A 12,003-nucleotide genomic window follows, 5' to 3' on the forward strand; every position below is an offset into this window, starting at 1 on the left:
GCCGAAGGACATACGAATGGATAGAAGAGCATTTTCGATACTCACCGCTTCTCTGGTGGGCCTGCTGCCCGGGTGCGGCGGTGGCGGTGGCGGCAACGGTGGCGGCAACGGTGGCGGCAACGGTGGCGGTGATGGCGGCGGTGATGGCGGCGGCGGCGGTGGCGGCGATGGATCCGGCACCTTGTCCAACACCTGGACCAGCGTGAAGTACGGTGGCGGCGGCTACGTGCCCGGCTTGATCTTCCATCCGGGCACGCCCGAACTGCTGTATGCCCGCACCGACATTGGCGGTGCCTACCGTTGGAACGCGGCCAACAGGACCTGGCTGCCTCTGAACGACGCGTTCGGCGTCCTCGAGGATCGCTTCATGGGGGTCGAGAGCATCGCGCTCGATCCCAACGACGATCACCTGGTCTACATGGCCACGGGTCTGTACACCTGGGCCGGCAACGCGCGCCTGTACATCTCCAACGACCGTGGCGACCACTGGCCGCAGAAGATCGAACTGCCCTTCCCCGCCGGCGCCAATCACGACGGCCGGGCCATCGGCGAACGCCTGGTCGTCGATCCCAACCTGCCCTCCACCCTCTACTACGCCACCCGCACCGCCGGCCTGTGGAAGAGCGGCGACCGCGGCGTGACCTGGAGCCAGGTGTCGTCCTTGACCGCCACCGTCACCACCGACACCAACAATGGCACCAAGGGCATAGAACAGCTGGTCTTCGACACCCCCACCCAGGGCAGTGGCACAGCTACGCAGAACCTCTATGCCACGGTGGCACCCGACTACGCGAATGCGGCGGGGCTGAGTTTCAGCCTCTACAAGTCCACCGATGGCGGCGGCAGCTGGAGCGGCGTTGCCACGCCCGTCACGGGCCAACACATCCCGCACATGGTGCGTGCCTCGGACGGCCTGTTCTACCTGGCCTTCACCGAAAGTGCCGGGCCTGGCGCCAATGGCCCATGCTCGTTGTACCGGTTCGATGGCAGCCACTGGACCTTGCTCAAGAGCTACTCGCCCACGCAGTGGACCAACTTCGGCATGGGCGGACTCTCGGTCTCGGGCTCCGGTGCCGCCACGCGCATCGCGCTCGGTGTCACCAACTCCTGGGGCACCTGGAAGGATCGACCCACGGTGGCTCTGTCGGACGACGCCGGCGTGACCTGGCGCGAGCTGACCACCACGTCGGACGCCGGCTGGCCGGACGATGTCGAGATCGACCCGGCCAACCCCGACCGCATCCTCTACGTGTCGGGCGGGGGCGTGTGGGAGACCACGAACGCATCGGCGGCCGCTCCAGCGTGGGCCATGATCGTCGAAGGCATCGAGGAGATCGCTCCCACCGCGCTCATGACACCGCCCGCTGGCGCCTCGTACAAGCTGCTCAGCAGCTCGCTCGACGTGGGCGTGATGGTCCACACCGACCTCGCGCAGCGCCCCACGCTGGGCCCCAAGGACAACCTGGCGTTCGGCAGCGGCTTCTCGGCCGACATGGCCTGGTCCGACCCGAGCTACATCGTGGCCATCGGCCGGCCGACCCAGGCGGCCGGGGTGTACTCCACCGATTCCGGCCGGACCTGGACGGGCTTCGCGAGCAGCCACCCGGACGCGATGGCGCAGCTCAGCGGCGAATCGAACATCGCGGTCACGCAGAAGAACAACGCCGTCTGGGCGCCCGCCAATTCGGTGCCCTGCTACACCACCGACAACGGCGCCACCTGGCATGCCACCAACCTGCCGGCCCTGGCCGCACTGACCCTCAACCGCAGCTACCGGGTCGTGGCCGACCGACGGAACCCGAACCGGGTCTACGCCTACGACTCGGGCGGCGCATGGTGGGGCAACGACGCTCCCAGGGTGTACTACTCCACCGATGGGGGCCACAGCTTCAGGGCCAGCAGCGACCCGGTGCTCGCCGACCTGCGCAGGAACACCTTCTACTCCTCGTCGATCGCGGTCAACCCTTATGCGGAGGGCGATGTGTGGCTGGCCGACGGCAGCAACCTCTATCACTCGGTGGACGGCGGTGTGAGCTGGACGAAGCTCACCACGATGGCGTCAGTCTGGGGCAGCAATCCCAGCTACATGACGCCCCAGTTGTTCGGTGCGTCGACCGTGGCGCTGGGCAAGGCCAAGGCGGGGGGCTCGTACACCGCCGCGGTGTACATGGTGGGCACCGTGGGCGGGGTGTGGGGCGTCTATCGCTCCGACGATGCCGGCGCCAGCTGGACCCGCATCAACGACGACCAGCACCAGTACGGCGGCATGAGCCTGCTGGCAGCGGACCAGGGCACCTATGGCCTGGTGTTCGCGGGGGCCGCCTCGGGACGGGGACTGCTGCGCTGCAACTGACATGAATTTCCATCCCGGCGTGCTCAGCGCACTCACCCTCAGCCTCTGCCTGGGCGCCGCCCAGGCGGCCGCCCCGCTTGCCTACGCGCAGGAGCACATCGTCGAGCCGGGCGACAGCCCCGCCGTGATCGCCGAGAAGGCCGCCAAGGTGCTGCCGCGCGCCCACCAGGTCGACTGGATGCGCCTGGAGCGCACCTTCTTCCTGCATTTCGGCGTCAATACCTTCAACATGGGGCACGGGCCGTGAAGACCCGGCGATCTTCAACCCCAGCGCTCTGGACGCCAGGCAGTGGCTGCGCAGCGTCAAGCTGCTCGACGGCAAGATGATCGTGCTGGTGGCCAAGCACCACGACGGCTTCTCGATGTGGCCCACGCGCTATACCGCGCATTCGTCGGCCGCCAGCCCCTGGCGCGGCGGCCAGGGCGACCTGGTTCGCGAGGTGGCCGACGCGGCTAAGGAAGCCGGCGTGAAGCTGGGCATCTACCTGTCGCCGGCCGACCTGTACCAGCTCAAGACCAACCCCAAGAACCCGGCCGGCTACTACGGCAACGGCAGCCCCAGGCTCAAGAGCACCATCCCCACCGACCCGGCCACGTTCAAGACCGACCCCAGCCTCGGCCGCCAGCCCACGCCGGGCTTTGGTCGCTACAGCTACGAGGTGGACGACTACAACCGCTACTTCCTGAACCAGCTCTATGAACTGCTGACCGAATACGGCCCGATCCACGAGGTGTGACGTCAGCGGCACGGCCGGGGCCTGATCTACACCAATTGAGGCCGGCGCCGAATGAATCCTGGGAACCCTTGGAAATGAAACATCGCGATCTTCTCGGCCCGATGGCCCGCGCCCCGGCCGCGGGCATGTCGCCTTGGCAAGCCGTTGCGGCTTGTGGACCTCGTTCCGCCCTGGCGAAGAAGGCCCTGCCCCTGATCCTGGCCCTGCTGGCCGCCGCCGGGCGGGCCGAGGTGCGCCTGTCCGAAGTGTTCGGCGAGCACTTGGTGCTGCAGCGGGACCGGCCCCTGCGTGTATGGGGCCAGGCCACGCCCGGACAGACGCTGACGGTCGAGCTCGGGCCCCGCACGGGCCAAGCGCGTGTGTCCGCCGATGGCCGCTGGCAGGTGCAACTGGCAGCGCTGCCAGCCGGCGGCCCGCACCGCCTCGTCGTCAAGGGCGACCAGACCGTCACACTGAACGACGTGCTGATCGGCGACGTCTGGCTGCTGGGCGGCCAGTCCAACATGGAGATGTCGCTGGCGGACAGCGACACGGGCGCGCAGGAAAGCGGCTCGCCGCAAAACCCGCAGCTGCGGCACCTGCGCGTGCCGCTGCGTGCCAGCGTCAAGCCCGAGGCCGAGATCGCGCCGGCGCCTTGGGTCGTCGCCGAGCCGGGCAAGGTGCGCGCCTTCAGCGCCATCGGCTACCACTTCGCCAAACGGATGCAGGCGGTGCAGGGCGTGCCCATCGGCCTGCTCAATGTCTCCTGGAATGGCTCCATGCTGGAGACCTGGGTCAGCCGCGACGCCGCCTTGCGCAACCTCGACCTCGCCCCTGCCGTGCGCGCCCTGCCGGCCGACAACGCGGCCTTCGGCGCCGCCCAGCTGCGCCGCCTGGAACCGCGCCTCAGTGCCTGGCAGCCCGGCCTGCCACTGCAGGGGGTCGATGCTTCCGGCTGGTCTGCAGCCGGTGACATCGACCACAACTGGCCCACGCTGCAGGCGCCCGGCTACTGGGAAGATCAGGGCCTGCCGGACGTCGACGGCATCGTCTGGATGCGCAAGCGCATCGAGCTGAGCACGGCGCAAGCCGCAGGCAGCGCGCAGCTGCACCTGGCCCAGGTGGACGACTGCGACGAGACCTGGGTCAACGGCCAGAAGGTCGGTGGCCAGTGCGGCTTCGAACAATTGCGCCGTTACGCACTGCCGGCCGGCCTGCTGCGTGCCGGGGCCAACTGGATCGCCGTGCGCGTCACCGACACCGGCGGCGGCGGCGGCATCCATGGCAGCGCTGACGAGCTGCGCCTGGAGACGGCGGCCGGCACGGTGTCGCTCGCCGGCGGCTGGCGCGCGCGCATCGAGAGCGTGGCGGCGGCTGCAGGCCCGGTCGCCAACGATGCGCCGACGCTGGCGCACAACGGCCTCGTCGCCCCTCTGCATGGGCTGTCGGTGCGCGGCGTGCTCTGGTACCAGGGAGAAACCAACGCGCTTGGCGGACGTGCGGCGGCCTACGCCGAAGGTTTCAAGCAACTGATCCAGGGCTGGCGCGGCCAGTTCGCCGATCCGAAGCTGCCTTTCTTCTTCGTGCAGCTGGCGTCCTGGCGGCCGCTGGCCGAGAACCAGCCTGACGGCAATGGCTGGGCCGAGCTGCGCGCCAGCCAGGCCGCGGCGCTGGCGTTGCCGCACACCGGCATGGCCACGGCCATCGACGTCGGCGACGCCGTCGACATCCACCCGCGCGACAAGCGCACGCTGGGCGACCGACTGGCGGCACTGGCCCTGCGCGAGCTGGGCCTGCGCGCCGCGCCAGCCACGGGCCCGCGCCTGGCCGGCCACCAGGCCAGGAGCGGCGAGTTCGAACTGCGCTTCGACACCACCGTCGGTGGTCTGCGCACCGCCCGCTCCGGCGAGCCGGCGCGCGGTTTCTACGTGGCGGGTGCTGATCGCCGCTGGGTGCCGGCGCAAGCTCGTATCGACGGTGATCGCATCGTGTTGAGCAGCCCTGCCGTGGCCGCGCCGGTCGCCGCGCGCTATGCCTGGGTCGGCAATGCCAGCGAGGCCAACGTCGTCGGCGGTGACGGCCTGCCGCTGCCGCCCCTGCGTACCGACGACTGGCCGCTGGCATCGGCCGGCCGGCGCTACGGACGCTGAGCCATGACGTCCAACGACACCACGCGGGGCCTTGTGGCGAATCCACCGGTCCATGCTGAACAGGGCGTGGGTGTGGGCGAGCCGCATGCTGGATGTGCTGGCGCCCCACGGGCGCATGAGCCTGACCTGCTACGTCACCCAGGCCGTCATTGGCGTGCCTTTCTTCTACGCCTTCGGGCTCGACATGTACCGCTACGTCGGCCCGTTCGCGGCGCTGTTCTTCGCCCTCGCGGTGTTCGCGCTGCAGTGGGCATTCGCGCATGCCTGGCTGAAGCGCTATTCCTATGGCCGCTGGAATGGCTGTGGCGCGCCGCGACGCTGCGCACGCTGCAGCTACCCATGCGACGCGCTGTGCCACAGCCGGCATGAGCGGGACTGCCCCGTCGCGATGGCCATCAACAACACGTCAAGGAATGAGCAGCCGACGAGGGTTGCTGCAACTGGAAAACCAAAGACATGAGAAGAGAACAGACCCTACTGGCCCTGCTTTGCGGGTTTGCGCTCGCGGCCCCCGCAGCGGCACAGCACATCCCCTATGCCCACGAGCACGTCGTCGCCGCGGGCGACAGCGAGGCCGTCATCGCCGAGAAGGCGGCCAAGGTGCTGCCGCGGCCCAACCAGTCGGCGTGGATGCGGCTAGAGCGCACCTTCTTCCTGCACTTCGGCGTCAACACGTTCAACGAGGTGGAATGGGGCAGCGGGCGCGAGGAGCCGGCCCTCTTCAACCCCACACAGCTCGACGCGACGCAGTGGCTGCGCGTCGTCAAGCAACTCGACGGCAAGATGATCGTGCTGGTGGCCAAGCACCACGACGGCTTCTCGATGTGGCCCACGCGCTATACCGCGCATTCGTCGGCCGCCAGCCCCTGGCGCGGCGGCCAGGGCGACCTGGTTCGCGAGGTGGCCGACGCGGCCAAGGAAGCCGGCGTGAAGCTGGGCATCTACCTGTCGCCGGCCGACCTTTACCAGCTCAAGACCAACCCCAAGAACCCGGCCGGCTACTACGGCAACGGCAGCCCCAGGCTCAAGAGCACCATCCCCACCGCCCCGGCCACGTTCAACACCGACCCCAGCCTCGGCCGCCAGCCCGCGCCGGGCTTTGGTCGCTACAGCTACGAGGTGGACGACTACAACCGCTACTTCCTGAACCAGCTCTATGAACTGCTGACCGAATACGGCCCCATCCACGAGGTGTGGTTCGACGGGGCCAACCCCGACCCCAGCGTGCAGCAGCGCTACGACTACAACGCCTGGTACGACCTGATCCGCCGCCTGCAACCCCAGGCCGTCATCATGGGCAAAGGCCCGGACGTGCGCTGGGTGGGGTCCGAGAGCGGCTACGGCCGCACGACGGAATGGAGCGTGATCCCGCTGCCGACGGCGCCCGCGCAATACGACTGGCCCGACTGGCAGGGCGGTGACCTGGGATCTCGCGCCCAGCTCAAGCCCGGCTCGCACCTGTGGTGGTACCCGGCGGAGACCAACGTCACCCTGCTGGGCAACGGCCAGTGGTTCTGGGCCCGCAACAAGAAGCCGCGCACGGTCACCCAACTGGTGGACATCTTCTATTCCAGCATCGGCCGCAACAGCAACTGGATCCTGAACCTCTCGCCCGACCAACGCGGCCTGGTGCCCGACGACCAGGTGCAGACGCTGTCGCAGGTGTCCGAGATCGTGCGTCGAACGTTCGCGCGCAACCTGGCGGCGGGCGCCAAGGTCACGGCCGGGCATGCTGCCCAGGGCCATGGCGCGCAGGCGCTGGTGGATGGCCGGCTCGGCACCTGGTGGGAAGCCGCCGAGGGCCACCAGGACGGCAGCCTGACCATCGCCCTGCCCCAGGCGCAGACCTTCGACGTGGTCTCGCTGCAGGAGGCGGTGGACCGCCGTGGGCAGCGCATCGAGCGCTTCGTCATCGAGGTCTTCGACGGCCAGGACTGGGTGGCCGCGCCCAGGATCCCGTCCGACGAGACAACGACCGTGGGTCAGCGCCGCCTGATCCGCCTGGCGCAGCCGGTGACCACCGACCGCCTGCGCGTGCGCATCACCGCGGCCCGCTTCGCGCCCACGCTGGCCGAGGTGGGGCTGTACAAGCAGTCGCTGGACCTGATGCCGCCGGCCATTGCAGACCGCAGCCCCGATGGCAGGGTGGCCATCAGCCACCCGGTCAAGGGTGAACTGGTCTACACGCTGGACGGCTCGACGCCGACGCGGCAATCGCCCGTCTACAGCGGGCCCTTGGCCTTGCCCAGCAGTGGCGTGGTCAAGGCCGCCAGGGTGCAGCCCGATGGCCGCCTGAGCGTGGTGGGCACGCGCAACTTCGCCGGCCTGTCACCGCGCGGGTGGAAGGTGGTGGAGGTGGACAGCGAAGAGGTGGCCAAGGGCCACAACGGCGCTGCGCTGGCCATTGACGGTGATTCGTCCACTTTCTGGCACACCCGCTGGGATACCGACCTGCGACCAACGCACCACCTCACCGTCGACATGGGCCAGGTGCACCGCATCGCGGGATTCGTCTACCTGCCGCGCCAGGACGGCATGCTCAACGGCACCGCCGAGCGCTTCCGTTTCGAGACCAGCGAAGACGGCCGGACCTGGACCGTCAACATCGCCGAAGGCAGCTTCCTGAACGTGCGCAACAACCCCGACCTGCAGGAGCAGCGCTTCACCCCGGTCAAGGCACGCTACTTCCGATACACCATGCTCAGCGAGGTGTGGAACAGCGGATGGGGCAGCGCGGCCGAGCTGTCGGTGATCCCGGCCGACGAGCCGGGATCGGCGGCCGCAACGGCACCTCGATAGCCCCCCGGCTCTTCCCGACCTCATCGACACCATCAGCCATGCGAACAAGACAACGCAGCCGCGGTCCCGCGTGGACGCGCCGTTCCTTTCTCCAGGCCTCGGCCGCCGCGGGAACGATCGCGGCACCGCAGGCCTTTGCCGAGCCAGCCCGGTTCGCACCCACCTGGGAGTCGCTGGTCGACGGCTACCGTGTTCCCGAGTGGTTCCGTGACGCCAAGTTCGGCATCTGGGCCCACTGGAGCGCCCAATGCGTCCCCGAAGTGGGCGACTGGTACGCACGCAGCATGTACCTGCAGGGGCACGGCCACTACGACCATCATGTGAAGACCTATGGCCACCCGTCCAAGGTCGGCTTCATGGAGATCCAGAACCTCTGGAAGGCCGACAGCTGGCAGCCCGAGGAGCTGCTGGACCTGTACGCGAAGGCCGGCGCGAAGTACTTCGTCGCGCTCGCCAACCACCACGACAACTTCGACGCCTACGACTCGAAGTACCACGGGTGGAACAGCGTGCGCGTCGGCCCCAGGCGCGACATCGTCGGCCTCTGGGCCCAGGCGGCACGCCAGCGCGGCCTGCACTTCGGCGTCAGCAACCATTCGGCGCACGCCTGGCACTGGCTGCAGCCGGCCTACGGCTATGACGCCGAAGGCCCTCTGGCCGGCCGGCGCTACGACGCCTTCCACCTCAGGAAGGCCGACGGCAAGGGCACCTGGTGGGAGGGCCTGGACCCGCAGGAGCTGTACACCGGCCCCAGCATGGTGATCCCCGACGGCATCACGAGCATCAAGGCCGCGCAGGATTGGCACGAGGCCAACGACCGCCTCTGGAACGAGGACCCGCCGGCGAAGAACCCCGCGTTCACCCGCCAATGGTTCCTGCGCTGCCGCGACCTCGTCGACAGCTACCGTCCCGACCTGCTGTACTTCGACAACTATGGCCTGCCGCTTGGCCAGGCCGGGCTGGACATCACCGCCCACTTCTACAACGCCAACATGGCCTGGCACGGCGGCAAGCTGGAGGCCGTCGTCAACGCCAAGTTCCTGCCGCCCGAGCGCCGTGCCGGCCTCGTGGAGGACACCGAACGCGGCTTCCGCGAAGGCATCGAGCCCCTGCCCTGGCAGACCGACACCTGCATCGGCGAGTGGCACTACAACCGCTGGATGTACGAGGGCCACCAGTACAAGCCGGCTTCTGCCGTGATCCATCGCCTGTGCGACATCGTCGCCAAGAACGGCAACCTGCTGCTGTCGGTGCCGCTGCGCGGCAACGGGACCATCGATTCCGACGAACGCAAGATCCTGGCCGACCTGGCCGACTGGATGGGCCGCAACGGCGAGGCCATTCATGGCACGCGCCCCTGGCGCCGCTACGGCGAAGGCCCCACCCGTGTCCGCGCCGACGCAGAGGAAAGCGCGACCATGGCCTTCGGCGCGGAAGACATCCGCTACACGACCAAGGGCGGCGCGCTATACGCCATCGCCCTCGGCTGGCCGAAGAGCGGCGTGCTGCGCCTCACCGCGCTGGCCCAGGACTCCGTGCTGGCGCCGGGCGCCATCGAACGCGTGGAGGTGCTCGGCGCATCCGAGCCGCTGACCTTCACGCGCACTGCCAAGGGGCTGCACGTGCGCGTGCCCGAGGGGCTCGCGGGCGCTTCGGCCATCGCCTTGAAGATCCAGGGCAACGGACTGCTTTGATCGCACCGGGATTCATCATGCAAGCAAGCAAGACCACCGCAGGGGCCGCACTGACGCGCCGCACCCTCCTGCAGGCCACGGCCGGCGCGCTGGCGCTGCCGCACGCCCGTGCCGCGTCCCCGGCGTTCACGCCCGACTGGGACTCCCTCATCGGCGGCTACCGCGCGCCCGACTGGTTCCGCGACGCCAAGTTCGGCATCTGGGCCCACTGGACTGCGCAATGCGTGCCGGAGATGGGCGACTGGTACGCCCGCAACATGTACATCCAGGGCCATGCCCAGTACGAGCATCACCTGAAGACCTACGGTCATCCGAGCCAGGTCGGCTTCATGGAGATGAACCACCGCTGGAAGGCCGAGCACTGGGATCCCGACGCGCTGCTGGACTTGTACGTGAAGTGCGGTGCCAAGTACTTCGTCGCGCTGGCCAACCACCACGACAACTTCGACAACTTCGACTCCAGGTACCACGGCTGGAACAGCACGCGCATCGGCCCCAAGCGCGACATCGTCGGCATCTGGGCGAAGGCGGCGCGCCAGCGCGGACTTCGCTTCGGCGTCAGCAATCACGCCGGCAATGCCTGGCACTGGTTCCAGACCGCCTATGGCTATGACGCGCAGGGGCCGCTCGCCGGCAAGCGCTACGACGCCTTCAAGCTCACGCAGGCGGACGGCAATGGCCAATGGTGGGAAGGCCTGGATCCGCAGGACCTGTACACCGGCCGCAACATGGTCATCCCCGACGGCTTCACCGACCCCAAGGCCGCCGCCGACTGGCACGCGGCCAACGACGGCGTGTGGCACGTGCCGCCGCCCGAGAACAACCCGGCCTTCACGCGCCGCTGGTTCCTGCGCTGCCGCGACCTCATCGACACCTACCGGCCCGACCTGCTGTACTTCGACAACGACGGCATTCCGCTCGGCCAGGCCGGCATGGACATCGCCGCCCATTTCTACAACGCCAGCAGGGCCTGGCACGGCGGCCAGCTGGAAGCGGTGCTGAACGCCAAGGGCCTGCACGGCGACCGCCGCCTCGCCGTGGTGGAAGACGTGGAACGCGGCTCGCGCGACGACATCCAGCCGCAGCCCTGGCAGACCGACACCTGCATCGGCGACTGGCACTACAGCCGCAGCGTCTTCGACAAGCACCAGTACAAGTCGGCCGCCACGGTCCTCCATATCCTGTGCGACGTCGTCTCCAAGAACGGCAACCTGCTGCTGTCGGTGCCGCTGAAGGGCGAAGGCACGATCGACTCGGACGAGCGTCAGACGCTGGAGGGCATCGCCACCTGGATGGCACGCAACGGCGAGGCCATCCACGGCACGCGGCCCTGGCGGCGCTTCGGCGAAGGGCCGACGCAGGTCAAGGGCGGCTCGATGGGCGAGCAGTCCGCGCAGCCCTTCACCGCACAGGACATCCGCTTCACCACCAAGGGCGGCGCGCTCTACGCCATCGCGCTGGGCTGGCCGCAGGACGGCGTGATGCGCGTCAACTCACTCGCCCTGGACTCGGCCTTCGCACCGGGCAGCATCGACCGCGTCGAGGTGGTCGGGGCTGCGGGAAGCCTGCCTTTCCAGCGCACCCGAAAGGGGCTGGAAGTGCGCGTGCCCGAGGGCCTGGCGGGCTCGCCGGCGATCGCGCTGAAGCTGCTCGGCCGCGGCTTGGCCTGAGCGCCAGCCGCAGAAATTCACCAGACACAAGGGCTCGCGTTGAGCCGCTCACCATGAGACATCTGACAAAGACTCTCGTCGCCTGCGCGCTGTCGTTGGCTTGCCTGACCGCTGTCTACGGGCAGAGCGCCGAAGGCCACCCCGACTGGCCGGGTGCCGGCCAGCTCTTCGCCGGCACCTGCTACCAGCCGGTGGACCGCAGCCTAGAGCAGGTCAAGCGCGACGTCGCGCTGATGAAGCAGTCGGGCTTCAAGGTCGTGCGCATGGGCGACCTGTCGTGGGACTACTTCGAGCCCAGCGAAGGCCAGTTCGACTTCAAGCACTTCGACGCCGTGATGAACGAGATGCAGGCCGCCGGCATCCAGGTCATCCTCGACATCCCCGGCCTGCCGGCGCCGATGTGGCTGCATCACAAGTACCCCGGCGTGGACATCGTCAACCAGGCCGGCACGCGCCTGGCGCCGGCCGAGCGCTACATGGACAACATCGGCGACCCGGACTATCGCCGCCTGGCCATCCGCATGGCCGACACGCTGACCAAGCGCTATGCCAAGCACCCCGCCCTGCTGGCCGTCGGCTACGACAACGAGATCGGCAATGGCTTCATGTCCTATTCCGAGG

Annotated in this window: 9 protein-coding genes; all 9 read left to right on the forward strand. The window is 68.7% G+C overall.

Annotation, left to right across the window (positions count from 1 at the left end):
* Positions 1–16: 16 nt before the first annotated feature.
* Entirely contained in the window at positions 17–2,353 is a 2,337-nt protein-coding gene (locus ACS5PM_RS19605; protein ID WP_439389358.1) for a beta propeller repeat protein, read from the forward strand.
* Position 2,354: 1 nt separating this feature from the next.
* Positions 2,355–2,600, forward strand: a complete 246-nt coding sequence (locus tag ACS5PM_RS19610; protein ID WP_439389359.1) for a hypothetical protein — start codon at positions 2,355–2,357, stop codon at positions 2,598–2,600.
* 61 nt (positions 2,601–2,661) lie between these two features.
* On the forward strand, positions 2,662–3,090 hold the full coding sequence (locus tag ACS5PM_RS19615) for an alpha-L-fucosidase (protein WP_439389377.1): 429 nt from the start codon (positions 2,662–2,664) through the stop codon (positions 3,088–3,090).
* Positions 3,091–3,164: 74 nt separating this feature from the next.
* Entirely contained in the window at positions 3,165–5,219 is a 2,055-nt protein-coding gene (locus ACS5PM_RS19620) for a sialate O-acetylesterase (protein ID WP_439389360.1), read from the forward strand.
* 52 nt (positions 5,220–5,271) lie between these two features.
* Positions 5,272–5,679 (forward strand): DUF418 domain-containing protein, encoded by a 408-nt coding sequence (locus ACS5PM_RS19625; RefSeq protein WP_439389361.1) that lies wholly within the window; start codon positions 5,272–5,274, stop codon positions 5,677–5,679.
* The gene (locus ACS5PM_RS19630) at positions 5,676–8,018 is read left to right on the forward strand and encodes a discoidin domain-containing protein (protein WP_439389362.1); all 2,343 of its coding nucleotides are present in this window, start codon (positions 5,676–5,678) and stop codon (positions 8,016–8,018) included. Before ACS5PM_RS19625 ends, ACS5PM_RS19630 begins: the two co-directional genes overlap by 4 nt.
* Before the next feature lie 38 nt (positions 8,019–8,056).
* Positions 8,057–9,712: an alpha-L-fucosidase gene (locus ACS5PM_RS19635; protein WP_439389363.1), complete on the forward strand. Its 1,656-nt coding sequence runs from the start codon at positions 8,057–8,059 to the stop codon at positions 9,710–9,712.
* A 17-nt stretch (positions 9,713–9,729) separates the two neighbouring features.
* Complete coding sequence (locus ACS5PM_RS19640; RefSeq protein WP_439389364.1) at positions 9,730–11,382, forward strand: alpha-L-fucosidase; 1,653 nt, start codon at positions 9,730–9,732, stop codon at positions 11,380–11,382.
* A 53-nt stretch (positions 11,383–11,435) separates the two neighbouring features.
* Positions 11,436–12,003: beta-galactosidase (locus ACS5PM_RS19645; protein ID WP_439389365.1), on the forward strand; the 568-nt coding region annotated here is incomplete at its 3' end.

This window comes from Ideonella flava (assembly GCF_051857595.1).
Classification (GTDB): domain Bacteria; phylum Pseudomonadota; class Gammaproteobacteria; order Burkholderiales; family Burkholderiaceae_C; genus Ideonella.